The sequence below is a fragment of the Amycolatopsis bullii genome (assembly GCF_014654205.1).
Classification (GTDB): Bacteria; Actinomycetota; Actinomycetes; order Mycobacteriales; family Pseudonocardiaceae; genus Amycolatopsis; species Amycolatopsis plumensis.
The window spans coordinates 1-23,702 of the sequence record NZ_BNAW01000080.1 but is presented as its reverse complement, the minus strand read 5'-3'; the positions used below and the strand labels follow the sequence as shown (position 1 = coordinate 23,702).

The 23,702-nt window shown below is 71.4% G+C and carries 25 protein-coding genes; 10 read left to right on the top strand and 15 right to left on the bottom strand.

Going from position 1 to position 23,702, the window contains the following annotated elements; translation table 11 throughout:
• The 3 genes from IE317_RS42675 to IE317_RS42665 form a co-directional block, all read right to left on the bottom strand.
• A partial coding sequence (locus tag IE317_RS42675; protein WP_191317051.1) for a DNA polymerase Y family protein occupies window positions 1-1,232 on the bottom strand: 1,232 nt, incomplete at its 3' end.
• A gap of 73 nt (window positions 1,233-1,305) precedes the next feature.
• Window positions 1,306-1,974, bottom strand: coding sequence for a hypothetical protein (locus tag IE317_RS42670; RefSeq protein WP_191317050.1), 669 nt, complete (start codon window positions 1,972-1,974; stop codon window positions 1,306-1,308).
• A 115-nt stretch (window positions 1,975-2,089) separates the two neighbouring features.
• Window positions 2,090-2,992, bottom strand: coding sequence for an SAM-dependent methyltransferase (locus IE317_RS42665; RefSeq protein WP_191317049.1), 903 nt, complete (start codon window positions 2,990-2,992; stop codon window positions 2,090-2,092).
• A 92-nt stretch (window positions 2,993-3,084) separates the two neighbouring features.
• Between IE317_RS42665 and IE317_RS42660 the strand changes: the two genes are divergently transcribed.
• Window positions 3,085-4,485, top strand: a complete 1,401-nt coding sequence (locus tag IE317_RS42660) for an NAD(P)/FAD-dependent oxidoreductase (RefSeq protein WP_191317048.1) — start codon at window positions 3,085-3,087, stop codon at window positions 4,483-4,485.
• Here IE317_RS42660 and IE317_RS42655 read toward each other — a convergent pair.
• Window positions 4,413-5,936 (bottom strand): alpha/beta hydrolase, encoded by a 1,524-nt coding sequence (locus IE317_RS42655; protein WP_191317047.1) that lies wholly within the window; start codon window positions 5,934-5,936, stop codon window positions 4,413-4,415. The two genes, IE317_RS42660 and IE317_RS42655, sit on opposite strands and share 73 nt — an antisense overlap.
• 178 nt (window positions 5,937-6,114) lie before the next feature.
• Here IE317_RS42655 and IE317_RS42650 point away from each other — a divergent pair, with 178 nt between their 5' ends.
• From IE317_RS42650 to IE317_RS42630, 5 genes are read left to right on the top strand one after another with little or no spacing between them, the layout of a single operon-like run.
• A complete protein-coding gene (locus tag IE317_RS42650) occupies window positions 6,115-6,510 on the top strand; it encodes a GntR family transcriptional regulator (RefSeq protein WP_229903217.1) in 396 nt (131 codons plus the stop codon).
• Entirely contained in the window at window positions 6,507-7,388 is an 882-nt protein-coding gene (locus tag IE317_RS42645; protein ID WP_191317045.1) for an ABC transporter ATP-binding protein, read from the top strand. The genes IE317_RS42650 and IE317_RS42645 overlap by 4 nt, the downstream gene beginning before the upstream one ends.
• Window positions 7,385-8,368, top strand: coding sequence for a transporter (locus tag IE317_RS42640; RefSeq protein ID WP_191317044.1), 984 nt, complete (start codon window positions 7,385-7,387; stop codon window positions 8,366-8,368). The genes IE317_RS42645 and IE317_RS42640 overlap by 4 nt, the downstream gene beginning before the upstream one ends.
• Window positions 8,369-8,389: 21 nt before the next feature.
• The gene (locus IE317_RS42635; protein ID WP_191317043.1) at window positions 8,390-9,496 is read left to right on the top strand and encodes an alpha/beta hydrolase family protein; all 1,107 of its coding nucleotides are present in this window, start codon (window positions 8,390-8,392) and stop codon (window positions 9,494-9,496) included.
• A gap of 14 nt (window positions 9,497-9,510) precedes the next feature.
• Complete coding sequence (locus IE317_RS42630; protein ID WP_229903216.1) at window positions 9,511-11,616, top strand: alpha/beta hydrolase family protein; 2,106 nt, start codon at window positions 9,511-9,513, stop codon at window positions 11,614-11,616.
• A gap of 50 nt (window positions 11,617-11,666) precedes the next feature.
• On the opposite strand, the gene IE317_RS42625 is transcribed toward IE317_RS42630, so the two are convergent.
• The 3 genes from IE317_RS42625 to IE317_RS42615 form a co-directional block, all read right to left on the bottom strand.
• Window positions 11,667-12,578, bottom strand: a complete 912-nt coding sequence (locus IE317_RS42625; RefSeq protein ID WP_191317041.1) for an extracellular catalytic domain type 1 short-chain-length polyhydroxyalkanoate depolymerase — start codon at window positions 12,576-12,578, stop codon at window positions 11,667-11,669.
• Between the two features lie 12 nt (window positions 12,579-12,590).
• Window positions 12,591-13,307: an SGNH/GDSL hydrolase family protein gene (locus IE317_RS42620; protein ID WP_191317040.1), complete on the bottom strand. Its 717-nt coding sequence runs from the start codon at window positions 13,305-13,307 to the stop codon at window positions 12,591-12,593.
• Window positions 13,308-13,889: 582 nt separating this feature from the next.
• Complete coding sequence (locus IE317_RS42615) at window positions 13,890-14,156, bottom strand: hypothetical protein (RefSeq protein WP_191317039.1); 267 nt, start codon at window positions 14,154-14,156, stop codon at window positions 13,890-13,892.
• A 139-nt stretch (window positions 14,157-14,295) separates the two neighbouring features.
• Between IE317_RS42615 and IE317_RS42610 the strand changes: the two genes are divergently transcribed.
• Complete coding sequence (locus tag IE317_RS42610; protein WP_191317038.1) at window positions 14,296-14,616, top strand: hypothetical protein; 321 nt, start codon at window positions 14,296-14,298, stop codon at window positions 14,614-14,616.
• A 72-nt stretch (window positions 14,617-14,688) separates the two neighbouring features.
• Here IE317_RS42610 and IE317_RS42605 read toward each other — a convergent pair whose 3' ends face one another.
• From IE317_RS42605 to IE317_RS42595, 3 genes are read right to left on the bottom strand one after another with little or no spacing between them, the layout of a single operon-like run.
• Complete coding sequence (locus IE317_RS42605) at window positions 14,689-15,168, bottom strand: nitroreductase family deazaflavin-dependent oxidoreductase (protein ID WP_191317037.1); 480 nt, start codon at window positions 15,166-15,168, stop codon at window positions 14,689-14,691.
• Window positions 15,165-15,731 carry a TetR/AcrR family transcriptional regulator gene (locus tag IE317_RS42600; protein WP_191317036.1) on the bottom strand — a complete coding sequence of 189 codons (567 nt, stop codon included), beginning with the start codon at window positions 15,729-15,731 and terminating at the stop codon, window positions 15,165-15,167. The genes IE317_RS42605 and IE317_RS42600 overlap by 4 nt, the downstream gene beginning before the upstream one ends.
• Window positions 15,732-15,779: 48 nt before the next feature.
• Entirely contained in the window at window positions 15,780-16,538 is a 759-nt protein-coding gene (locus IE317_RS42595; protein WP_191317035.1) for an SDR family NAD(P)-dependent oxidoreductase, read from the bottom strand.
• A gap of 47 nt (window positions 16,539-16,585) precedes the next feature.
• Between IE317_RS42595 and IE317_RS42590 the strand changes: the two genes are divergently transcribed.
• Together IE317_RS42590 and IE317_RS42585 are read left to right on the top strand one after the other, a co-directional pair.
• The gene (locus tag IE317_RS42590; RefSeq protein ID WP_191317034.1) at window positions 16,586-17,122 is read left to right on the top strand and encodes a ferritin; all 537 of its coding nucleotides are present in this window, start codon (window positions 16,586-16,588) and stop codon (window positions 17,120-17,122) included.
• A gap of 52 nt (window positions 17,123-17,174) precedes the next feature.
• Window positions 17,175-17,822 (top strand): PaaI family thioesterase, encoded by a 648-nt coding sequence (locus IE317_RS42585; protein ID WP_191317033.1) that lies wholly within the window; start codon window positions 17,175-17,177, stop codon window positions 17,820-17,822.
• Window positions 17,823-17,974: 152 nt separating this feature from the next.
• Here IE317_RS42585 and IE317_RS42580 read toward each other — a convergent pair whose 3' ends face one another.
• The 5 genes from IE317_RS42580 to IE317_RS42560 are packed head-to-tail and all read right to left on the bottom strand — an operon-like array spanning window position 17,975 to window position 22,337.
• On the bottom strand, window positions 17,975-18,733 hold the full coding sequence (locus tag IE317_RS42580; protein ID WP_191317054.1) for an MHYT domain-containing protein: 759 nt from the start codon (window positions 18,731-18,733) through the stop codon (window positions 17,975-17,977).
• A 20-nt stretch (window positions 18,734-18,753) separates the two neighbouring features.
• On the bottom strand, window positions 18,754-19,368 hold the full coding sequence (locus tag IE317_RS42575; protein WP_373309243.1) for a GTP-binding protein: 615 nt from the start codon (window positions 19,366-19,368) through the stop codon (window positions 18,754-18,756).
• Window positions 19,349-19,726, bottom strand: coding sequence for a DUF742 domain-containing protein (locus IE317_RS42570; RefSeq protein WP_191317032.1), 378 nt, complete (start codon window positions 19,724-19,726; stop codon window positions 19,349-19,351). Before IE317_RS42570 ends, IE317_RS42575 begins: the two co-directional genes overlap by 20 nt.
• Window positions 19,723-20,157: a roadblock/LC7 domain-containing protein gene (locus tag IE317_RS42565; protein ID WP_043776520.1), complete on the bottom strand. Its 435-nt coding sequence runs from the start codon at window positions 20,155-20,157 to the stop codon at window positions 19,723-19,725. Before IE317_RS42565 ends, IE317_RS42570 begins: the two co-directional genes overlap by 4 nt.
• Complete coding sequence (locus IE317_RS42560; protein WP_191317052.1) at window positions 20,154-22,337, bottom strand: ATP-binding protein; 2,184 nt, start codon at window positions 22,335-22,337, stop codon at window positions 20,154-20,156. The genes IE317_RS42565 and IE317_RS42560 overlap by 4 nt, the downstream gene beginning before the upstream one ends.
• 373 nt (window positions 22,338-22,710) lie before the next feature.
• Here IE317_RS42560 and IE317_RS45250 point away from each other — a divergent pair, with 373 nt between their 5' ends.
• Entirely contained in the window at window positions 22,711-23,670 is a 960-nt protein-coding gene (locus IE317_RS45250; RefSeq protein WP_191317031.1) for an ArsR/SmtB family transcription factor, read from the top strand.
• The last annotated feature ends 32 nt before the right edge of the window (window positions 23,671-23,702 follow it).

Genomic DNA, 23,702 nt, shown 5'->3' with positions numbered 1-23,702 from the left:
GGCCGGTCCGCGGCCAGCGGACGGCGCGGCTCGCCCCACGGGATGAGCCGGACGCGTTCGGCCGGGCCGCGGCCGCCGTCCAGCAGGGGGGTGACGACCGCGTCCGGGCCCAGCAGGCCCTGGATGCGGACCAGGGCGCGGCCGGCGCGTTCGGCGGCGTCGGCGTCGCGGCCCACCGAGCCGAGCTGCAGCTGCAGCGCCTGGCCGCCGACGACCTCTTCGGGGTCGAGACGCAGCCGGACGATGCCGGCGGTCGGCCTGTCCCGCGTGGTGAGCCAGCCTTCGCACTGCCACCGGACGCGGTCGGCCGTCGTGCGGGCGGTGAGGGGCTCGGCACAGCGCCAGACGCGTACGCGCTCTTCGCCCGCTTCGGTGACGGCGACGATCGCCAGGCGGGTGCAGGCGAGACCGTGGTTCGCGAGCCCGGCGAAGAAGCGCTCGCCGAGGGTCTTCGCGACGAAGGCGGCTTCGTCGACCCTTTCCAGAGGATTTTCGAAGGTTTCGGTGACGGTCAGGTCCGGCGGGAGGGCGCGGCGCAGCGGCGGGCGTTCGGAGAGGCCGCGGGCGAGCCGGTGGGCGGCGACGGCGTCTTTCGGGAACCGGCCGGCGACGTCGCGTTCGGCCAGCGCGGCGAACGCGCCGAGGGTGCGCAGGCCGAGCCGCTTGAGCAGGTCGACGAGCTCACCGCGGTCTTCACCCGGCTGGTTCAGCTCGGTGATCGAGAGCGGCGCGAGGAACCCGCCCGCCCGGCCCCGCGGGACGAGCGCCGAGCGGCGGGCGGCGAGGGTGGCGGCGAACAGCCCGTCGGCGACGCCGACCTGGCATTCGACGCCGGCCCGGGCGGCGACTTCGTCGATGAGCAGCTCGGCGAGGGCGGCCTCCCCGCCGAAGTACCCGGCGGCACCGTCGACGGGCACGGCGACCAGCCCGGGCCGCACGACTTCGACGCCCACGGCCTGCGCTTCGACGGCGGCGGCCACGGGTTCGAACAGCCGGGCGTCGCGATCGGGATCGTGCTGGTGCACCACGAGTTCCGGACAGCGCGACTGGGCATCCCGCCGCCGCATCCCCCGCCCGACGCCGCTGTGCCGCGCGGAGGCGGAGCAGGCCACGACGCGATTGCCGGAGAAGACGGCGGCGGGCGAGGTGGGCGGGGACCCGGCAGCAGCCCCGGCGGCGACGACCGGCCAGTCCGGGCACCACAGCACGAGCAACCGTGGCGCATCGGTCATCCGGCGGCCCGCTCCTGCGGCCGGGGTGCGGTCACCGGAGGGAGAGGGCGTGCGGACGGCTGCCGCGCCGGGGTCATCCGGCCACCTCGACCAGCCGCCGCTCGCGCGGACCGCCGCCCGTCACCGTTCCCTCCGGGCCCGGGAGCAGCAGCCCCACCGATGACGAGCGGGCCGCCGCGCCTCGGCCGCGGCTGGTCGCCACCACGTCACGCGCCCGCAAGTGACCGTGGCCGTCCTGCGTCAAGCCGTGCCAGCGCCTTCCCGACACCTTCAGCTCCAGGTCCGCTCCCGGCCACGCGCCCGCCGTCAGCAGGACCGTTCCCCGGTTGCGGACCCGGTCCGCCAGCCGGCGAGCCGTCTGCGGTGACACCGAAGCCGGGCCGAGGACCACCAGGTCGAAGCCGTCGACCAGCGCCGACAACACCGCCACCAGCTCCGTGCCCGGGTTCGGCACCAGCGCCACCCGCTCCAGGTCGACGCCGAGCTCCGCCGCCGCGGCCAGGCCCAGGTCCGGCAGGGCCGCCACCGCCGCCCAGGAACCGTTGCGGGTCGCCGCCGCGAGGAGGGCCAGCACCAGGGACCGCGCTCCGCGCACCGCGACCGTGCTGCCGCGCCGCAAGCCGCCGCCGGGGAGCAGGCGGGCCAGCTCCGGCAGCACCGTCAGCACGTCCGGCCCCGGCTCACGCAGTTGCGCGGCCGTGCGGAGCCCCGGGATGGCCGTGAGCGCCTCCGGCACCGCCACCACCGCTCACCTCCAGCACCACGTACTCGTACCGGAGACGCCTCCCGGCGAACCCAGACTTATCGAACACTTGTTCGCATAGTGCGAGACGCACGGCCCGCTGTCAAGCCGGGGATCACCTTCGGGGGAGGACGCCGCTGACGTACCGCACGTCGCCCGTGCGCAGGTCGTCGTCCCCCAGCGGCGCCAGGCCGTGGGCGGCGAGCAGCGCGCGGACGGTGTCCCCCCGCACCACCCAGCCGAGCCCGGCCAGGTACGGCCCCGCTTCGTGGCGTTCACCGTAATAGCGCAGCCGCGCCATGTCCGTGTCGAAGCTCTCTTCGCGCCAGCGTCCGGAGATCCGGTCGAGGCCTTCCCGGGTCTTCTCCTCGTCGCCCGGCCGCGGGTTGGGCCGGCTCTCCGTCGCCACCCGGCTGCCCGGCGCGCTCAGCTCGGTGATGGTGTTCAGCAGCCGGTCCTGCGCCTCGGGCGGCAGGTAGCCGAGCAGGCCTTCGGCGCTCCACGCGGTCGGGCGCGCCGGGTCGAAGCCGGCGGCGCGCAGCGCGGCGGCCCAGTCCTCGCGCAGGTCGGCGGCCACCACCCGCCGGTCGGCCGTGGGCTCGGCCCCCAGCCCGGCCAGGGTGCGGGTCTTGAACTCCAGAACCTGCGGCCGATCGAGTTCGTACACCACCGTCCCGGCGCGCCACGGCAGCCGGTACGCGCGCGAATCCAGCCCCGCCGCCAGGATCACGGCCTGCGTGAGACCCGCCTCGGCGAAGAACTCGTCGTAGAACTTCGTCCGGACCTTGGCCACGTCGATCCACACCTGCTCGACCAGGTCGCCGGGCGCCGCTTCGCCGCTCGCCAACCGGGTGAGGACGTCGACGCCGACCGCCCGGACGAGCGGTTCGGCGAACCGGTCGTCGATGCGCGCGGGGTCCGAGCGCGACGCGATCGCCCGCGCCGTCGCGGCCATCGTGGCGGTCGCGCCGACGCTCGACGCCAGGTCCCACGTGTCGCCGTCATGCCGGGCAGCCATCCCCGGATTCTGCCCGATCCCTGTGACGCGGATCGCGGTCACACCCGCCTCCACCACCTCGTCCAGGGGGTGAAGCGAGAAAAGAGGACGAGATGCGCCGGATCCTGATCGTCGGCGGTGGTTACGCCGGTTTCTACGCCGCCCGGAAGCTCGAGAAGAAGCTGCGTCGCGGGGAGGCCGAGGTCACCCTCGTCGACCCGCGGCCCTACCTCACCTACCAGCCGTTCCTGCCCGAGGTCGTGGCCGGCTCGGTCGAGGCGCGGCACGCCGCCGTGTCGCTGCGGCGGCACCTGCGCCGCACGCACGTCATCGCCGGGAAGGTGACCGCCATCGACCACGCCCACCGCGTCGTCACCGTGCAGCCCGCCGACGGGGCAGCTTTCGAACGAAGCTACGACACCATCGTCGTGACCGCCGGGGCCGTCACGCGGACCCTGCCCGTGCCGGGCATCGCCGACCAGGCCATCGGCCTCAAGCACGTCGAAGAGGCGGTCGCGATCCGGGACCGGCTGCTCACCGCGTTCGACCGCGCCGCCGCGCTGCCCGAGGGGCCCGAGCGGCGGAGGCTGCTCACCGTCACGTTCGTCGGCGGTGGTTTCTCGGGCGTCGAAGGCTTCGGCGAGCTGCTGTCGCTGGCGACGGCTCTGCTCAAGCGCTACCCCGAACTGCACCGCGGCGAGCTGCGGTTCCACCTCGTCGAGGCGTCGGGCCGCATCCTGCCCGAAGTCACCGACCGGCCGGGCCGCTGGGTCGTGCGGGAACTGGAACGGCGCGGTGCCCGCGTCCACCTGAACACCCTGGTGACGTCGGCGGAGAACGGCCACGTGACGCTTTCGACCGGCGAGGAGTTCGATGCGGAGCTGATCGTCTGGACCGCCGGCAACGGCGCCAACCCGGTCGTCGGCCGGCACACCGACCTCCCGGTCGACGAACGCGGTTACCTCGTCGTGCGGCCGGATCTGCGGGTCGAGGGGGTGACCGATGCCTGGGCCGCCGGGGACGACGCCGCGGTGCCCGACCTCGCCTCGCCGGTTCCGGGCGCGCGGACCGTGCCCAACGCGCAGCACGCGTACCGGCAGGGGAAACTCCTGGCCCGCAACATCGTCGCGACGCTGCGCGGCCGGGAACCGAAGCCGTACGTGCACCACAGCCTGGGCGCCATCGCGACCCTCGGCCTGGGCCGCGGGATCTTCCAGTACAAGCGGCTGGTCCTCAAAGGACTCCCGGCGTGGCTGATGCACCGCGGCTACCACGTGCTCGCCGTGCCCACCTGGGAACGCAAGATCCGGGTGCTCGCAGTCTGGCTGACGCAGGCGCTGTTCGGCCGCGACATCCTCAGCCTGGCCTCGGTGCAGCACCCGCGTGAAGCCTTCGTGGCGGCGGGCCGCACCGTCGCCGGCGCGGCCCGCCGTGCGGAAGATCAGCCCGCGAAGGGGCTGGCGTCGATCGAGCAGGTCTGGCCCGCCGCGGGGAAGGTCCCCGAGATCAGGTAGTCCCGCTTGACCTTTTCGGTGCACGTGCTCGGCACGTACATCGAGGAGTGGCCGTAGCCCTCGGTCACGAACACGCGCGCCCGCGCCAGTTCCGCGGCGCCGTCGCGGGCGCCGTGCAGCGGGGTGGACGGGTCGTAGCGGTTGTTCAGCACGAGGATCTCCGCCGACGTCGGACGGTTCCACGGGCCCGTGTAGCGGTCGGTGTCCTGGGCCTTCCAGAACGCGCAGCTCATCATGTCCAGCACCGCGATCCGCCCGAAGTACGGCACGCGCTGGTCTTCCGACTCGGCGTAGCGGCTGTAGATCGCCGGGTCGGTGGGCACGTCGCTGTCGGAGCACTGGATGGCGTTGAACGCTTCGGTCCGGTTCGAAACGTACTGCTCGCCCTTGACAGCCGCGGTGCGCAGGGCCGGCGTGGCCGGAGCGTCGTAAAGACGCTGCAGCAGCGCGGCGATGTCCGCCCAGCCCCGCGAGTCGGACAGGTCGGCGGCCGCGTTGATGATGCCCGAGTAGGTCCACGTCTCGCCGTCGCTGACGATCGGCGCCTGCTTGGCGCGCGCCGTGAGCGCCGCCCACTTGGCCTTCGGGTCACCCGAAGAGAACGCGCACTTCGGGCCGGCTTCGGTGCACAGCCGCAGGAACTGCTCGAAGGTCTGCGCGATGCCGGTCGCGACGTCCTGCCGGGTGTCCAGCGGGACGCTCTTGCCGTTGCCGTTCTGCCCGGTCGAGTTGCCGGCGAAGTCCATGGTGCCGTCGAACACCATGGCCCGGATCCGGTTCGGGAACAGGTTCGCATACGTCGCCCCGAGCTGCGTCCCGTAGGAAATGCCGTGGTAGTTCAGCTTCGGGTCGCCGACCGCGCGGCGCAGCAGCTCCAGGTCACGCGCGGTGTTCGCGGTGGAGACGTGCTCGAGGATCGGGCCGGCCTTCGCCGAGCAGCGGTCGGCGAGTTCCTTCGACTTGGCGTAGAAGGCCGCGTTGCCGCTCGGGTCGCCCGGCATCTCCGGGAACGACCCGAAAAAGTCTTGCTGCTCGGCCAGGGTGTCGAAGCACCGGACCGCCGTGCTGTTGGCGATCCCGCGCGGGTCCCAGGAGACCAGGTCGAACCGCGCGCGCAGTTCGTCGGAGAACAGCCACGGCCACTTGCCGCGCTCCCGCAGCCGCTGCAGGCCGGACGCGCCGGGGCCGCCGAAGTTGACGAACAGCGAACCGATCCGGTGCTTCTGGTCGGTGGCGGGCAGCTTGATGAGCGCGAGGTCGATCTTCGCGCCGTACGGCCGGTCGTAGTCCAGCGGCACGGAAGCCTTGGAGCACTGGAAACCGTCGGCGCAGTCCGTCCAGCTCAGCTGCGGCGTCGGCACGCTGTCGATGGAGGCCGGTGCCGCGGACGCGACCGCCGGTCCCGCCGCGACGGCCATCGAGACACCGAGCGCGACGACCACGCCGCGCACGATGCCTCCCCCAGAAAATCGGCGCACGAATAGTCCCTTCGGAGAGGAAAAACGATCACTTCGCCTCCACAGACGGACGAGGGGGTGGCGAGGTTGAGTCCGGGTCCCGAAAAGATCACTGGCCCGCAGGGGCTCTAATTAGCTATAGTACTAGTCACCTAGTTAAATGGAGTTGCCGATGATCGAGTTCCACCTGGACACCAGGTCCGGCTTGTCGCCGTACCAGCAACTGGTCCAGCAGGTGCGGCACGCGCTGCGCCTCGGCCTGCTGGCCGAGGGAGACCAGCTCCCGAAGGTCAAGGACGTGGTCGCGAGCCTCGCGATCAACCCGAACACCGTGCTGAAGGCCTACCGCGAACTGGAGCACGACGGCCTGGTCGCGGCCCGCCCCGGCGTCGGCACCTTCGTGACGGCGACCTTGAACGGCGGCGCTTCGTTCGCCGCGATGGGCCCGTTGCGGCAGGACCTGCGCCGCTGGCTGGGCAAGGCCCGCAAGGCCGGGCTCGACGAAGAGAGCATCGAGGCCCTGCTGATGTCCACGTTTCGCGACTCCGCCAGAGAGGGAATAGCGTGACCGTCCTGCGCGCCCAGGGACTGGGCAAGAAGTACCGGCGCAAGCAAGCGCTTACCGGCTGCACGCTGGAGATCGAAGCCGGTCACGTCACCGGGCTCGTCGGGCCCAACGGGGCCGGCAAGTCGACGCTGCTGAACATCGCGGCCGGCATGCTGGAGCCGACGACCGGCACGATCGAGGTGTGCGGCGGGGTGCCGGGCAGCGGCCCGGAGCAGCTGGCCAAGGTGGGCTACGTCGCCCAGAACACACCGGTCTACAGTGGACTGACCATCGAGGAGCACCTGCGGCTCGGCGCTCACCTCAACCCGAGCTGGGACGCCTCCCTCGCCGAGAAGCGCGTCGAACGGCTCGGGCTGGACCCGAAGCAGCACGCGGGCAAGCTCTCCGGCGGCCAGCGCGCCCAGCTGGCGCTCACGATCGGCATCGCCAAGCGCCCCGAACTGCTGCTGCTCGACGAGCCGGTCGCCGCGCTGGACCCGCTGGCGCGCCGCGAGTTCCTGCAGGACCTCATGGAAGCCGTGGCCGAGCACGGGTTGTCCGTCGTGATGTCCTCGCACCTGGTCAACGACCTCGAGCGGGTGTGCGACCACCTCGTCGTGCTGGTGGCCTCGCAGGTCCGCGTGATCGGCGAGGTGGAGACGCTGCTCGCCACGCACCACCGGCTGTCCGGGCCGCGCCGCGACCTCGACACGCTGCCGGCCGACCAGCACGTCGTCTCGGCGACGCACACCGACCGCCAGACCACCGTGCTCGTCCGCACCGAGGCACCGATCCTCGATCCCACGTGGACGGTCGGGCAGCTCGGCCTGGAGGACCTCGTCCTCGAGTACATGAGCAACCCCACCGCCGCCCGCCCCGCCCTGGAGGTCCTCCGATGACCTGGCTGACCTGGCGCCAGTTCCGCATCCCCGCCTTGTCGGTGTTCGCGGGCCTGATCGCCATCGCCGTCGTGCTCGCGATCACCGGGCCGGAACTGGTGGGCCGCACGAGCTTCTCCGACGAGGACGTCCTCTTCCAGGGGACCATCCTGGTGCTGTACCTGCTGCCCGCGGTGATCGGCGTCTTCTGGGGCGTCCCGATGATCACCCGCGAGCTGGAGAGCGGCACGCACAGCCTGGTGTGGAACCAGACCGTCACGCGCAAGCAGTGGCTCACGACCAAGCTCGGGTTCGGTCTTCTCACCGCGATGCTCGCCGCCGCGGTGCTGAGCGTGGCGGTGTCGTGGTGGGCGAGCCCGATCGATGCGCTCGCCGCCGCGCAGACCAGCCGCGGCATGCTGTCCCGCCTGTCGCCGGTGGTCTTCGGCGCGCGCGGCATCGTTCCGATCGGCTACGCGGCCTTCGCCCTCGTCCTCGGTGTTGCGATCGGGATGCTCCTGAAGCGGACCGTGGCCGCCATGGCCGTCACGCTCGTCACGCTCGCCGCCGTGCTCCTCCTGGTACCGAGCTTCGTGCGGCCGTATCTGCTGCCGCCGCAGACCCAGACGGTCGCGATCGTCGGCAAGGACGTCACGAACATCACCGGCAACGACAAAGAGGGGATCACGGAGATCGGCGTGCGGAACCCGCCCGGCGCCTGGGTGCTGACGAACGAAACCGTGGACCCGGCCGGGAACGTGGCCGACCCGCTGCCGTCCTTCGTGCAGGACTGCTCCCCCAGGCCGGGCGAGGGGCCGCCGCCCCGCGGCGCCCTGGAAGATTGCATAGCCCAGCTGGGCACGCACGGCTACCAGCAGCGGCTCACCTACCAGCCGGGCTCCCGGTTCTGGCCCCTGCAGTGGCTCGAACTCGCGCTCTACCTCGCCATGACGGCCCTGCTCACCTGGTTCTGCTTCCGCCGTCTCCGCCACCTGTCCTGACGAATTCCGACTGGGGGAATCATGCGCACTCTCGCGGTAGCCACCGCATTGACACTCACACTGTCCGCGTCGCCCGCTTCGGCGGCCACGACGCCGTACCTGCCCCGCCCGACCGGCCACTCGCCCGTCGGCGTCACTTCCCTGTCCCTCAAGGACACTTCGCGATCCGACCCCTGGGTGCCGTCGGTGCCCTACCGGGAGCTGATGGCCTCCCTCTTCTACCCGGCGACCTCGGGAGGAGGGCCGAAGAAGCAGTACATGACCCCGCTCGAGTCGGAACGCAACCTCGAACGGCAGAACATCCCGGGCCTCCCGCTCGACGTCTTCAGCACGGTCCGGACGAACGCCGTCGTCGGCGCGCACCCGGCCGGGCGGTGGCACAGCCTGCCGCTGGTCGTGCTGTCCCCCGGCTGGACCCAGCCGCGGGCGACGCTCACCGCGGTGGCCGAAGACCTCGCCAGCCGCGGGTACGCGGTGGTGGCGATCGACCACACCTACGAAAACCGCGCCACCACGTTCCCCGACGGCCACGTCACCGGCTGCGCCGCCTGCGAGGTCGACGACCAGCCGGGGTTCTGGGAGAAGTTCGCGCAGGTCCGGTCGAAGGACACGTCGTTCGTGCTCGATTCCGTGCTCGCTTCGAAGTGGGGCGCGCTGATCGATCCGCAGCGGATCGGCATGACCGGCCACTCCGCGGGCGGCGCGATCACCACCCAGGCGATGCTGGCCGATCCCCGGATCCGGGCCGGCGCCGACCTCGACGGGAGCGTCCACGTCCCGATTCCGGCGTCCGGGCTCTCCCGGCCGTTCATGTTCGTGGGCCGCACGGAGGACTACGTCCCCGGCACGGCGGGCCCCTACGACGACTGGGAAACGGACTGGACGCACCTGACCGGCTGGAAGCGCTGGATCATGGTGTCCGGCACGGTCCACGCGTCGTTCACCGACCTCGGCGTGCTCGCCGAGCAGCTGGGCGTCGACCTCGGCGACTCGATCGACCCGTACCGCGCGCTGACCATCACGCGCAGCTACGTAAGCGCTTTCTTCGACCAGCACCTGCGCTGCCGTCCGCAGCCGCTGCTGACCGCGCCCTCGCCCGCTTACCCGGAAGTGACGTTCATCGGATGAGAATCAAGAGTCTTATGGCCATCACCGCCCTGACCCTCGCGCTGACGTCGCCGTCCGCGTCGGCGGACCCGGCGCTCACGCTGGCGAAACCGACCGGCGACCGGCCCGTCGGCACCACCGCCCTGCACCTGAAGGACACTTCGCGGCCCGATCCGTGGGTGCCTTCGGTGCCCTACCGCGAACTGATGGTGTCCCTCTTCTACCCGGCCGCTTCGGCGAACGGGCCGAAGAAGCAGTTCATGTCCGAAGCCGAGGCGAAAGCCGTCTTCGACGAAGCGGGTATCAAGGGCATCCCACCGTCGGTGATGACGACGGTGCACACCGACGCCGTCGTCGACGCGAAGCCCGCCGGGCACGACCTGCCTGCCGTCGTCCTGTCCCCCGGCTTCAAGCGGCCCCGCGCCGAGCTGACGTCGCTGTCCGAAGACCTGGCCAGCCACGGCTACCTGGTCGTCCTGGTCGACCACACCTACGAGAACGTGGCCACCACCTTCCCGGACGGCCGGGTCACCGGCTGCGCGGCCTGCGGCAGCTACGACCTCGAGTTCTGGCAGAAGCTGGAGCGCGGCCGGGCGAAGGACGTGTCGTTCGTCCTGGACTCGCTGGCGCACTCGAAGTGGGCGCCGCTGCTCGACGCCTCGCGGATCGGCATGGCCGGGCACTCCGTCGGCGGCGCGAGCACGATCGGCACCATGGTGACCGATCCGCGGATCAAGGCCGGGATCGACATCGACGGCACCACGGACGACCCGCTGCTCGCGCCCGGGCTGGACCGGCCGTTCCTGTTCCTCGGGCGGGCCGGCACCTACTCCCCCGGCACCGGCGACGAAGCCGCGTCCTGGGAACGGGACTGGAAGCAGCTGAAGGGCTGGAAGCGCTGGCTCACCGTGGCCGGAATGGTGCACCCGTCGTTCACCGACATCGGCCTGGTCGGCGAGCAGCTCGGCATCGACTTCGGGGCGACCACCCCGGCGGTGCGCGGGCAGGCGATCACCGCGGCCTACGTCCGGGCGTTCTTCGACCAGCACCTGCGCGGCCGGCCGCAGCCGCTGCTGGACCAGCCGTCCGGCCGCTACCCGGAGGTCGCCTTCGCCCGGACCTCCACGCCGTACCTGCCCGCCCCGACCGGCGACCGGCCGGTGGGCAGCACGGCGGTGTACCTGAAGGACACCTCGCGGCCCGACCCGTGGGTGCCTTCGGTGCCCTACCGGGAGCTGATGGTCACGCTCTTCTACCCGGCCGCTTCGGCGAAGGGCCCGAAGACGCAGTACGTGACGCCGGAGGAGTCGGCGGCGTTGCTGCAGGGCAGCGGCCTCGACGTGCCCGGGGACCTGCTCACGACGATGGTGACCAACTCGGTCGCCGACGCCCGGCCCGCCGGACGCGGGCTGCCGCTGGTCGTGCTGTCGCCGGGCTATACCAAGCCGCGCGCCACGCTGACCGCGCTCGCCGAGGACCTGGCGAGCCACGGGTACGCGGTGGCGGTGATCGGCCACACCTACGAGAACACCGGCCAGAGCTTCCCGGACGGGCACTTCGCCGGGTGCGCGTCCTGCGAAATCCCGCACGACAACGACGATTTCTGGCAGAAGCTGGAACTCGGCCGGGCCGCCGACGTCTCGTTCGTGCTGGACTCGCTGACCCGCTCCCGGCCGGGCCTGATCGACCCGGAGCGGATCGGCATGGCGGGGCACTCCATGGGCGGCGCCAGCACCATCCCCGCGATGGTCGCCGACCACCGGATCAAGGCCGGGATCGACATCGACGGGGCCACGAAGGTCCCGCTGACCGCACCCGGGCTGGCGCGGCCGTTCCTGTTCGTCAACCACGAGCAGGTGCCGAAGTGCGCGCCCGGCAACAGGGACTGGGAACGGGACTACGCGCAGATGACCGGGTGGAAGCGGTGGATCGAGGTGGCGGGCACGCAGCACGCGTCGTTCACCGACGTCGGGCTGCTGGCCGAGGAGTTCGGCGTCCCCATCGGCGGCCCGAACGCGGCGGCGCGGGCGAGTGAGATCACGCGGACGTACGTCACCGCGTTCTTCGACCAGCACCTGCGGGGTGTGGCCCGGCCGGTGCTGGACCGGCCGGGGTACCCGGAAGTCTCGTTCTGCCGCTGAAAGAACAGGGCGGAAGCGGCGCACTGGGGGTGCGCCGCTTCCGCCGTCTTTCAGTGGTCGAGGCCGAGGAACGAAATCGCGTAGGCCAGCTGGCCGGTCAGCGGCAGCTGGTGCCCGACACCGGCGATGCTGACACCCTCCACCGTGGCCTGCGTGCTCGTGTTGCCGTACCGGGTCCGCGTCCACGACGACTGCGGGTGGTCGGTGTAGGCCGGGGTCTGGCTCAACCCGTTCAGGTTGGTCCACTGCTTGATCTCTTCCCCGAAGTTCGGGTACGCCAGCGTGGTGTCGGTGGTGCCGTGCCACAGCTGCATCCGCGGGTAGCGGCCGGTGTAGCCCGGGTACATCGACCGGGCCAGGTCGCCCCACTGCTGCGCGGTCTTGATCGACTTCCCGCCCGAGCAGGTGCTGTTCCACAGCGAGCCGTTCGTGGTGGCGAAGCACCCGGCGGGCACGCCGGAGAACGCCGAGGCCGCGGAGAACACGTCCGGGTACTGGGCGGCCAGCACGTTCGTCATCATCGCCCCGGAGGAGAACCCGCTGACCACGACCCGCGCCGGGTCGACGTTGTACCGGGACTTGGCGTAGGCGACCATGGACATGATCCCGGTCGAGTCACCGCCACCGTTGCGCCGCAACGCGTTCGGCGTCGAGACGTCGAAGCACTTCTCGCTGCGGGTCGCTTCCGGCAGCACCATGACGTACCCGTAGCGGTCGGCCGCGGTGACGTAGTCCTTGCCGTTCCAGCCGAAGATCGAGCTCGCCGAGCCGCCGCAGTAGTGCACCAGCACCAGCAGGGCCGGCTTGGCCGCCACCCGGTCGGGGACGTAGACGTACATGTTCAGGTTCGTCGGGTTGTTGCCGAAGTTGGTCACCCTGGTCAGCGCGGCCGCCTGGGCGGGCGAGGCCAGGCCGGTGACCATGACCACCAGGGCCAGCAGGACACCCAGCATCCGTTTCATCGCATCTCTCCTTTACGCCGCACCGAAAACGGCACGCGGGTTGCCGATGCTGCCCGGCACCGACCGCAGGGCGGTGTACCAGACGGCGGCCATCTTGTCGTAGCCGGCGGCGTTCGGGTGGACGCCGTCGGGCAGGTCGGCGGCGGACACCGCGCTGTGCAGGTTCACCAGGTGCACGCGCTTGCCGGCGTTCACCTTGCTCTGCACGATCCCGGGCAGCGCGTTGTTGAACGTCCGCACCGCGGCATCTCCGCTCGCCCACCCGATCGGGATGAGCTGGGCGACGAAGACGTCGGCGTTCGGCGCGGCGGCGGTGAGGTGGTCGAGCAGCGTGGACAGCCGTCCGGGCGCGCCGGCGACGTTGTAGTTCTGCAGCACGTCGTTGGTGCCGATGTGCAGCAGCACCGAACGCGGGTTGTAGGTCCGCATCCAGCCGGTGACGTTGGCGTCGATCTGGTCGATGCGCCAGCCCGGGTGCCCTTCGTGGTCGTGGTCCCAGAGACTGGCTGGGCCGTTGAACTGCGAGCCGACGAAGTCGTTGGTGTAGCGGCCCGCGGCCAGCCGCTGCCACAGGCCGATCCGGTACCCGCCGGGCACGCCCGTGCCGTAGGTGATCGAATCGCCCAGCGGCATGATCCGCACGCCACCGTTCGACTCCGCTTCGGCGACACCGGTCAGGCCGGTGAACGCGATCGCCGCGGCCACCGCGGCGGCCAGGAACCTTTTCATCGTCGCCTCCGGTGTTTCACAGAGCCTCCTGGGGACAGGGAGAACTGATCCGGCGGCGGCCGAAACTTTCGCCGGCGGACCAGAAATTCGACGGATTCGCGAAACTTTCGTTATCCTGTTAGCGATAACATTCGATTCCGGACCAGCTTAAACCCGCATGCCGCCCGATGACAACGGTCGATGACGGACCGGCCACCCGCCGCGAGACCTGTCGTCTACTGTGGACAGACGTGGCGGCGAAGCGCTTCCGGGTGGCTCAGTGCGCCAACAGGGTGATCCCACTGGCGACGATCCAGGTGACCCGGCCCGGCCAGCCGATGAGCCCGGCCGGAGCAAGCCGGTTGGCGCCGCCGACGCCGAGACGAACAGCAGTGCGGCACCGGCGTACTCGAGCCAGACGTGCCAGCTCGCGAAGAGCCCCGCCTGGGTCCGCGAAGCGGGGCCGGTGGGCACGCTGCGGCCCGACCTCCCGACCGCGGTGGACGCCGGCGGCCCACCGGACCAGCCCTTGAGGCCCGTCAGGGTGGTGCCCGCCTTCATTGCAGGCGAGCACCAGCCTGACGACGGCTCAGGAAGGTGCGCCTAGATCACGTAGAGGTAGAACGTGGCGTACGGGCTCTGGTCGCAACGCCAGTTCGACGCCTCCCCCCGCGCCACGAGCTGGCCACCGTTGGATGCGCAGTTGCCGTAGGTCCAGTACCAGTCGACGTACCGCCACGGTTCCTGCATGCCGACCGGCGCGCCCTGGGCCGATTCCGACCCTGCGGCCGCGCTGGCCGACTGTCCGCCGGCCAGCAGAATCAAGCCCGCCGCGGCCAGGGTCCCCGCTCCGCCCAAAATTTTCTTCACTTTTACACCCTTCCCCTCAATTCAACATCAATTGTCGATTTGTGGTGCTTAAAAGACTGTTGCACCAGACTCACGGGAGGGGTCCCGAGAAGGCGGGCGTACGGTCAAAATCCGAAGCTGAAGGAAGGGATTGAAAACCATGAAACGTACCCTCGTCATGACTGCCGCAGCGTTGGGTCTCGCCGCCGGGATCGCTGTGCCGGGTACTGCTGGGGCGAGCACCCCCGTTGCCGGGGAGGCAGCGATCAACTCCACCCTCGCAAGTGCCGGCCTTTCCGTACCGAACGAATGGGTGACCTACTACCACAACTACTTCTATACCGAAACAACCTGCAACTCGAGGGGGAACGCTGTCACCGGGTACGGAACGGGTCGAGGCGAGATTCCCGGAACGACGGCCTTCTACTGCTACCGGAACGTCGGGGAATCCAAGTGGTCGATGGATCTGTACTACGACTGACAGAGGGGGACAACGCTCGACGAGCGCGCGGGGAGCTCCTGCCCACCGAGGTGAGATCCGGGCAGGAGCCTCCTAGCCGGGGCGCCCCGAACCGGCCTCGCGCAGCCCGACGATCGGCAGCTGCCGGGCCATCCGGGCACGCGCCTCGGCGCTGCCGTCGTAGGGCCGGCCGAGGAGCTTGCCCAGCACGCGGTGGAGGACCGGCCGCACCCACCGGTTGCGGTGCTCGTACCGGGCGAAGACCTCGACGGCTTCGGCCTCGCTCAGCACCCGGTGGCGCGGCGCGAACCGGCGCGCACCGATGACGACCTCGACCGGCGGCCGCGCGCGGAGGTTGCGGAACCAGTCCGCGCCCTCTCCCAGGCCGGCGACGACGAAGTATTCGCCGTCCCGGGCGCCGACGACCTCGAGCACCGTGCGGTACGCGCGCCCCGACCGCCGTCCGAGGTGCGTCAGACAGAGGAATCGATGGCCGAGCAGGCGGCCGAGGCCGTGGTCGTACAACCACACGGGAGCCCGGAAAACGGCTCGCAGCACCGGTCCCGGCTTCATGCGCCCGCCGCCGTCATCCGGCGCAGGACCGCCGCGGCCGCGGGAATTCCGCCGGGACTCAGCGCGCGGTGCAGCAGGAGCCCGTCGACCGCGGCCACCAGCACCGCCGCGGCGGCGCCGGCGTCCGGCACGCCCCAGCCGCCGAGCCGGTCCGCGAGGCGCGCGCGCAGGCCGTCGACGAGCTCCCCGATGCCCCGGCGCAGCGCCTCGTCCCGGGTCGCGGCCAGGTAGGCCTCGAGGAACACCAGCGACAGCGGGTCGGTACCGGTGTACCCCTCGACCGAGCCGAGCACCGCGTCGACGACCTCCTCGGGCGTGCGCGCCCGCTCGAACGCCGCCTCGAACTCGGCGAGCACCCCGCGCATCGCACCCAGCACGGCCTCCACGAGCACCGCCTGGACGGACGCGAAGTGGTAGTGCACGACGCTGGGCGTGACCCCGGCGCGCTCGGCGAGGACCCGGGTGCTGACCGCGGACCAGCCGCGTTCCGGCGCGAGTTCCAGGGCCGCGGCGAGCAGCCGCTGCCGCGCCTGTTCACCACGGGCCGCCATCGAGGAAGCCATCCGGTACTCCGATCAGGGCGATCGTCCTGTACGACTGCCCTGACAGTATCACCAGGTGGGGTGGGTCGTGACGCCGCCGTCGACGACCAGGTCGTGGCCGGTGATCCAGGACGCGAGCGGCGAAGCCAGGAACACGCACGCGTTGCCGACGTCGGCGGGTGTGCCCAGCCGGCCCAGCGGCGCCGCGCGGCGCCACCGGTCGACGCCCTCCGGCCAGTCCTCCTCCAGCCGCGGCCGCGAAATCAACCCCGGCGACACCGTGTTGACGCGGATCCCGCGCGGCCCGTACTCCAGCGCCGCGCCGCGGGCGTGCATGACCAGCGCCGCCTTGGCCGCGCTGTAGTGGACGTGGCCGGGCGCGGGCTGCCGGGCCTCGATCGACGCGATGTGCGTAACGCTCCCGCCGTCGCCCATCAGCCGCACCGCGGCCTGGGTGCAGGCGAACGCGCTCGTCAGGGTGGCGTCCAGCATCGCCCGCCAGCGCTGGACCGTCAGCCCGTCGAGGGCCTCGACTGGCTGGATGCCGGCGTTGTTCACCAGCGCGTCGAGCCGGCCGCCCCACTCCGCGACGACGTCGAGCAGGGCGTGGTCGCCGGTGAGTTCGGCGGCGAACGCCCGGGCCCGCCCGCCGGCGGCTTCGATCGCCGCGACGACGTCGTCGGCCGCACCCGGACGGCGGTGGTGCACCGCCACGGCCGCGCCCGCCTCGGCGAACCGCAGCGCGATCCCGCGGCCGATCACCCCGGAAGCGCCGGTGACGCAGGCGACCGTGCCGGACAGGTCGGGGAGGCCGGACGCGGGAGGCACCGGCCGAGCGTAGCTGCCCGCCCCGGATCCGTCGTAGGTTGTGGGACATGGCCAAGACCCGGAAGTTCGCCGAGCTGCTGCAGACGCAGATCCGCCACGAGTTCACCGCCGCCCAGCAGTACATCGCCCTCGCCGTCTGGTTCGACGCGCGCGACCTGCCACGGCTGGCCAAGCGCTTCTACCGGCAGGCGATCGAGGAGCGCAACCACGCGCTGGCGATGGTGCGCTACCTGCTGGACCGCGACGAGCCGGTGGCCATCCCGGGCAGCGGCGAAGTGCGCAACGACTTCTCGAGCGTGCACGAAGCGATCGAGCTGGCCTTGACCCAGGAACGCACGGTCACCGCCGACATCGAGGCGATGGCGAAGGCCGCGCGGGCGGAGGAGGACTACCTCGGCGAGCAGTTCGTGCACTGGTTCCTCAAGGAGCAGGTGGAGGAGGTGGCGCAGATGTCCACGCTGCTCACCGTCGTCGAGCGAGCCGGCGGCAACCTGTTCGAGGTCGAAAACCACCTGTTCCGCGAAGCCGGCACGGAGGTCGAGGACGCCCCGGACATGCCGCCGGTCGCGGGCGGGAAGCTCTGAGTTCCCCTGCTAGAGTGAAACACGTTCTAGTTCCGGGGCCCCGGGGAGCGCGATGTCCGAAAACCCGTTTCCGATCGTCGACGGCGTACCACCCGGGCGGGCGCTGCTCGGCTCCCGGATCCGCGAGCTGATCGAGGCCTCCGTCTGCGTGCGCGACGACGAAGCCGACCTCGCCACCGCGGCCCGCACGGTCGAAGCCGTCACCGAAGCACTGCGCGCAGCCGGCGGCGCGAAGCCGTTGCTGCTCGCCGCCCTGGACGGCGGGGGTCACCTGAGCATCAACAACCCGCTGGAAGGACCGGGGAACCCCCTGGCGCCCCCGTTGTCGTGGGTGAGCGTCGGACCGGAGTCGGTGTGCGCCGACGTCCTCCTCGGCCCGGCACACGAAGGCCCACCCGGCCGAGTCCACGGCGGCTGGGTCGCGGCGGTCCTCGACCACGTCCTCGGCCGCGCCACCGCCGCGGCGGGCTTCCCGGGGATGACGGCGTCCTTGACGGTGGACTACCACCACGGGACGCCGTACGCGGTGCCCCTCACGGTCGAAGGCCGCTTGGTCCGCCGCGAGGGTCGCAAGCTGCATGCGGCCGGAGAGCTGAAGGCCGGCGACTTGGTTTGCGCAAGCGCGACGGCGATTTTGGTGCACTTCAGTGCGGATCGGTTCCCGGTGCCCACGAAGGCGGCGGAGTCGACAGAGGATTAGGTATCGAGGTTGGCGCGAGTGGGTCTCGGCGAGGGACTGAGCGGCGGGGCGGCGCCGGTGCGGCAGCGATCGCGGTAGTGGTGCGGCGTGAGCCGTTCCTGGTAGCGGGCGGTGAGTCGCGTTCGGCTATGTCCACATGCGACTGTCCAGCCTCAGGAAGCGACCGTCGTGTGCCGAGGCGCTTCCGAACTCGACGTCGCCATCAGAACCGCGCAGATCGGGACCGCCATCGCCAGCGCCGCCAGGACGAACACCGGGAACAGGAACGAAAACACCTCCGTTCCCGACGGGTCCGGCGCGCCCGGGTCCAGGTGCACGCGCACCGCCGCCATGCCCGTGTAGTGCATGCCGGTGACCGCCGCGCCCATCACCAATCCCGCCGCCAGCCGGGGCAGGAGCTTGTCCAATCCCACCGTGAACCACAGTGCCGCCGTGGCCGCCACCACCGCGATGATCACCGAAAGCACCACCAGCGTCGGGTCGTAGCCGATCGTGCCCTTGATCTGGACCGCCCACATGCCCGTGTAGTGCATGACGTTCACCGCGAGCCCGGTCAGCAGACCGCCGAGGAACAGCCGCCGCCACGCGAACCGGTTGCGGACGCCGAACACCAGCAGCCCGCAGAACACCGCCGCCACCGAGAGGATGGCCGACAGCGCCGTGCGCAGGATGTCGTAGCGGACCGGCAGGCCGGGTGTGGAGAACCCGAGCATGGCGATGAAGTGCATGACCCAGATGCCGACGCCGCCGATGGACACCGCCGCGAGCACCAGCCAGGTCAGCCGGGCGCGCGGGCTGTCGGTGGACCTCGCCTGCAGCGTGCAGGCGAGGCCGAGGGCGCACCCCACCACCGAAGTGAGGTAGGCGAGCACGACGAGCCAGTTGCCCATCGCGAAGTCTTCGTGGTCCATGGGCATTTTCTCAGGCTCCTTCAAGCTTTCCGTGACTGGGGGGCGTGATGCTCGGCGAGCGCGTGCTCGGCCGCGGCGATGAGGGTCTGCTTCGTCGACTCCGGTGACCGCGCGTCGCAGGTGACGACCTCCACCGCCGCCGGGATCTTGAGGGCCTCGCGCACCTGCTCGGGCCCGTGCTGGCGGGTGTCCTGGAACTGGTTGATGGCGATCAGGAACGGCAGGCCGCGCGACTCGAAGAAGTCGATCGAAGCGAAGGAATCCGCCAGCCGGCGCGTGTCGACCAGGACGATCGCCGCGACCGCGCCGCAGACGAGGTCGTCCCACATGAACCAGAACCGGTGCTGGCCGGGCGTGCCGAAGACGTAGAGCACGAGGTCGTCGGCGAGGGTGAGCCTGCCGAAGTCCATCGCGACCGTCGTGGCGAACTTCCCCGGCACCGCCTCGGTGCGGTCGACGCCGACACCCGCGCTGGTCATGAGGGCTTCGGTCCGCAGCGGGTCGATTTCCGAGACGGCGCCGACGAACGTCGTCTTGCCGGCCCCGAACCCGCCGGCCACGACGATCTTCGCCGAGGTGATCCGGTTCTTGGCGACAGTGCTTTCCGCCGCACCGTCAGAGCGCACGTAGTCCACTGAGGACCCTTTCGAGCAGGTCGTTCCGTTCGTCCCAGGAGGCGTCCGCGGTGAGCGTGTCGCGGATCGACACCTGGCCGGCGATGAGCAGGTCGCCGATGAGCACCCTGGCCACCCCGAGGGGCACGCCCAGGTGGGCGCCGACCTCGGCCACCGATCGCTGGTGCAGGCACAGCTGCGTGATCACCGCCAGGGGGTTGGTCGAGCTGTACGGCGCCGTGCGGCCCTCCACCGTCGTCTCCACGAGGGCTTCCACCGCCAGGTCGACCGTCGGCCGGGTGCGACCGGCGGTCCACGAGTAGGGGCGGGCCAGCGACGCCGCGTGCCGCCCGCCTTCGCGTCGCCGGCCTTCGGTCACCGGGCCGCTCCCGGAGCAGCCGCGGGCCGAGCCGGGGTCTCGACCACCTTCCCGACCCGGTCCACCAGCAACGTCATCTCGTAGCCGACCAGCCCGATGTCGCAGCCCGGGTTGGCCAGCACCACCAGGTTCGAGCCGTCGCCGACGTTCATCAGCAGCAGGAACCCCTGCTCCATCTCGATCACCGACTGCACCACCCGCCCCGCGGTGAACAGGTCGGCGGTGCCGAGCGCGAGGCTGGAGAGCCCGGACGCGATCGCCGAGAGCTGGTCGGCGCGGTCGCGCGGCAGGGTTTCGTTCGCCGCGACGAGCAGCCCGTCCGCCGAGACCAGTGCGGCGTGCGCGACCCCGGGCACCTCCTGGGTGAACGCCGACACCAGCCAGTTCCGGGACCGCTCGGCCACTTCCGCTCCTTCCTGCCGGGTGCTCATCGCTGCTCCGCCTCGGGCTCGCCCGCGACCCGGTGCCGGGCCGCGCGCATGCCGCTGTAGTGCCGGGAAAGGTTGTTCCGCACCGCGACCGGGTCGCGGAAGGACGGGTCGGCCTGCTGCGGTGCGCGCGGGGCGACCGAGCCGGGCGCGAGCTGGGCGCCCGGTGTCCGGGCCGGCAGCCCCGAGTCGGTGAACTCGGTGTCGTCGAGGGTGCCGACCGCGGCCTCCGCGGCCTGGCGGACCTGGTCGGCCGAGGTGGCCCAGGTCCCGGGCCGGGCCGGGGTCGCCGGGGCTTCGGCGAACCAGTGCGACAGCATCTGGTCGAAGATCGGCGTCGGCGGGTCCGCCACGGCCACCGGCGGTGGTTCTTCGGCGGGCCACCGCGGTTCGAGCTCGTGCCGGGCGGTGCCGTTGACCGAGCCGTTGACCGCCGGGGCCGGCGCGGGCGGGACGGCCCGGGGCGGCAGGTCGACCAGGATCAGCACGCCCGGGACGTGCACGCTGGCGGTGATGCCGGCGCTCGCGGTCCGGGTGGTCGTCGGCCGCAGCCGGACGGTGATCCCGTGCGACGCGGCCAGCCTGCTCACCACGAACAGGCCCATCCGGCGGGTGGTCTCCGGGCTGACCGCGGCCCCGGCGGCCAGCCGGGCGTTCGCCGCGTCGAGGTCTTCGCGGGTCATGCCCAGCCCGACGTCGACGACCTCGATCAGCAGGCCGCCGTCGAAGCCGCGGTCGGCGGTGAGCACGACCTGCTCCTCCGGCGGCGACGACCGGATGGCGTTCTCGAGCAGCTCGGCGAGGATGTGCACGACGTCCGCCGCGGCCTCGGACTGCACCGACCCGCGCGGCGCGTTGCCGAGCGCGACGCGCTGGTAGTCCTTGACCTCCGACGTCGCGGCCCGCAGCAGCTCGACCGTCGCGACCGGCCCGACGTCGCGGCGCACCGGCTTGCCACCCGCGAGGACCTGCAGGTTCTCGCCGTTGCGCCGGAGCCGGGTGGCGATGTGGTCGATCTGGAACAGCTCGGCCAGCCGCTGCGGGTCCTGCTCGTCGGCTTCGAGGTCCTCGATCACCGACAGCTGCAGCTCCACCAGCGACTGGCTGCGCCGGGACAGCGTCATGAACATCTCGCTGACCTGGATCCGCATCTCGGCCTGCTCGCCGACGGCCAGGCGCACCGCCTGCCGGTGCATGTCGTCGAAGGCCCGGGCGAGCTGGCCGATCTCCTCTTCGGAGTCGACCGGGATCGGCGCGGTCGCCCGCCAGTCGACGTCCTCGCCTTCGCGGATGCGTTCGATGGTGCCGGGCAGGCGGCGTTGCGCGGTGTCGAGCGCGGCGGCGTGCAGCCGCCGGATCGGGGCGACCACCGACCGGGCCACGGCGAGGGCGATGGCGAGGGCGCCGAGAAGCGACGCGAGCACCAGTGCGGCGTCGCGCAGGGCGTCGGACCGGGCGGTGTTGGTCTGCGCGCCGACCGCGTCCGAAAGCGTTTTCACCTGCTCGGCGAGGAGGACGCCGAGCACCGTGCGCTTCGCCTCGGTACCCCCCGCGCCGGGACTGGTCGCCGCGGCGAACCGGGCGGCCGCGGCACCGGCGGGCAGCGCGCGCCGGATCTGTCCGGTTAGTACGGTTTCTTCGGCCGCGGCGCGCTCGGCGGCCGTCACCGAAGCGCTTTCGGACCGGCCGGCCAGCGCCTGCTGATCGGCGAGGCTGGTCCTCAACTGCACCAATGATTGGGTGACGGCGGCCAGCGCGTCGAGATCGCCATTCCCGGCCTGTTCGACGACGCCGGAGATCATTTCGCTCAGCGCGACCGTGAAGTCGTGGTAAGCCGCGGTTTTCACGGACGGCGATCCGCTCTGCTGCCGCAGGTCGGCCAATTTACCGAGCTGATCTTCCAATGACCGTGACAACTCCGGGTTGAGCTGCGAAAAGGCGGCGTCGTGGCGGACGGCGGCGGCTTTTTCGTCGACCGCGGCGGTCTGGTCGGCCGCACCGTCGTGACCCATCTCGTCGTCGACCAGCCCGGCGAGTTCGGAAATCCCTTGCACGACCGGCATTTGGTCACGGACGGCGCTGAGCCCGCCCGCACGGGCGAGTTCGGCCTGCACCCGACCGCCCGCCAGCAGCAGGGCGACCAGGACGGGCAGCAACAGCACGACGGAGATCTTGGTGCGCAACCGCCAGCTGCCGGGATTCCAGGAGACGGCAGAACGGCGGGACGAGGGTTCGTCTTCTTTCATCGGTGGCGTGGCTCGATTCGTACCGGTGGCCCGAGAACGATTCCGGTTCCTTTTCCGCGGAATTCAGCCGACGACGTAACTCCGGCGACCGTGGTGCTGTCAAGGAATGCCGTTCGTTTCCCCCGTACGCACCAATCACACAGCGTGAACTGCCACGGCACGATTTTTTACCCTTGCGGAGGGTGAGGACAGCTCGCCAGACGGTGGGGAATTCCGGCCCGGGTGCGTGAATTTCCGGCGGCCGCGCGACCCCTGTCGTGAGTCCCTGCGGTGCCCGTTACCCTCGGCCGGGAAAGGGGGTCGGAAGTCGATGTTGAAAGTTCACTTCACGGACGCGGACCTGGCGAAAATCACCATCGCCGAGGACGCCGACCCGATGTGGGAGCTGCTGATGAGCAGTTACCGCATCCGGCGGCCGGAGGGCGAGCCGTTCTACGGCCGCTGGCGCCGCGGATCACGCTCCGCGGTCCCGCAGTCCGGCCGGCTGCTGATGTCCGCCGTCCCGCCGTACGGCTACTGCCCGGACTTCCTCACCCCGGCCGGCGCCCGCACCATCGGCGACGGGGTCTCCGCGGTGCTCGAGACACCCGCGCCGGTGCTGGCCGCGGACGTCGCCGAGCTGGCGGCGCAGGGCACACACGTCCCGGCGTGGCTGCGCCGGGTCGGCGACGGCGAATCGGGCGAGCTGCGGCGGCTGGGCGCGGCCCTGCACGACTACTACCGGCAGTGCGTCGCCCCGGACTGGGCGACGGTGCGCCGCGCGGTGGCCCGCGACCGCCACCGGCTGCAGGCCAACCTGGACCGCGGCGGGCCGCAGCTGCTGCTTTCGACGCTGCACCCGGAGGTGACGTGGTCCCCGCCGGTGCTGCGGGTGCGCTTCCCGGTCGACCAGGAACTGCACCTGGGCGGCCGCGGGCTCAGGCTGATCCCGGCGTTCTTCGCCCACGGCATGCCGACCACGTACAAGGACCCGCTCCTCCCGCCGGCCCTGGTCTATTCGATCAGCCACCCCCGCTTCGACAGCGACGCGGAGCCGGGTCCGTCGCTGGCGGCGCTGCTGGGCCAGACGCGGGCCAGGGTGCTGGTGACGATCGCGACGACGAGGTGCAACACGAGCGAGCTGGCGGAGCTCACGGGCATCTCCCCGGCGACGGCCAGCCAGCACGCGTCGGTGCTGCGGGCCAGCGGGCTGATCAGCAGCAACCGGTCGGGGAAGTCGCAGATCCACGAGATCACACCGCTCGGGCTGGGCATCATCCGCGCGAGCTGAACCCCCTTCCGCGCCCGGTCGTGAGTGGTGAG

Bases quoted from the DNA above. Each gene is read 5' to 3' on its own strand.
- IE317_RS42650 (WP_229903217.1), top strand. From the start codon at position 6,115: ATGATCGAGTTCCACCTGGACACCAGGTCCGGCTTGTCGCCGTACCAG.
- IE317_RS42585 (WP_191317033.1), top strand. From the start codon at position 17,175: ATGTCCGAAAACCCGTTTCCGATCGTCGACGGCGTACCACCCGGGCGG.
- IE317_RS42640 (WP_191317044.1), top strand. From the start codon at position 7,385: ATGACCTGGCTGACCTGGCGCCAGTTCCGCATCCCCGCCTTGTCGGTG.
- IE317_RS42580 (WP_191317054.1), bottom strand. From the start codon at position 18,733: ATGGACCACGAAGACTTCGCGATGGGCAACTGGCTCGTCGTGCTCGCC.
- IE317_RS42605 (WP_191317037.1), bottom strand. From the start codon at position 15,168: ATGAAGCCGGGACCGGTGCTGCGAGCCGTTTTCCGGGCTCCCGTGTGG.
- IE317_RS42590 (WP_191317034.1), top strand. From the start codon at position 16,586: ATGGCCAAGACCCGGAAGTTCGCCGAGCTGCTGCAGACGCAGATCCGC.
- IE317_RS42660 (WP_191317048.1), top strand. From the start codon at position 3,085: ATGCGCCGGATCCTGATCGTCGGCGGTGGTTACGCCGGTTTCTACGCC.
- IE317_RS42635 (WP_191317043.1), top strand. From the start codon at position 8,390: ATGCGCACTCTCGCGGTAGCCACCGCATTGACACTCACACTGTCCGCG.
- IE317_RS42565 (WP_043776520.1), bottom strand. From the start codon at position 20,157: ATGAGCACCCGGCAGGAAGGAGCGGAAGTGGCCGAGCGGTCCCGGAAC.
- IE317_RS42610 (WP_191317038.1), top strand. From the start codon at position 14,296: ATGAAACGTACCCTCGTCATGACTGCCGCAGCGTTGGGTCTCGCCGCC.
- IE317_RS42630 (WP_229903216.1), top strand. From the start codon at position 9,511: ATGGCCATCACCGCCCTGACCCTCGCGCTGACGTCGCCGTCCGCGTCG.
- IE317_RS42600 (WP_191317036.1), bottom strand. From the start codon at position 15,731: ATGGCTTCCTCGATGGCGGCCCGTGGTGAACAGGCGCGGCAGCGGCTG.
- IE317_RS42625 (WP_191317041.1), bottom strand. From the start codon at position 12,578: ATGAAACGGATGCTGGGTGTCCTGCTGGCCCTGGTGGTCATGGTCACC.
- IE317_RS42665 (WP_191317049.1), bottom strand. From the start codon at position 2,992: ATGGCTGCCCGGCATGACGGCGACACGTGGGACCTGGCGTCGAGCGTC.
- IE317_RS45250 (WP_191317031.1), top strand. From the start codon at position 22,711: ATGTTGAAAGTTCACTTCACGGACGCGGACCTGGCGAAAATCACCATC.
- IE317_RS42620 (WP_191317040.1), bottom strand. From the start codon at position 13,307: ATGAAAAGGTTCCTGGCCGCCGCGGTGGCCGCGGCGATCGCGTTCACC.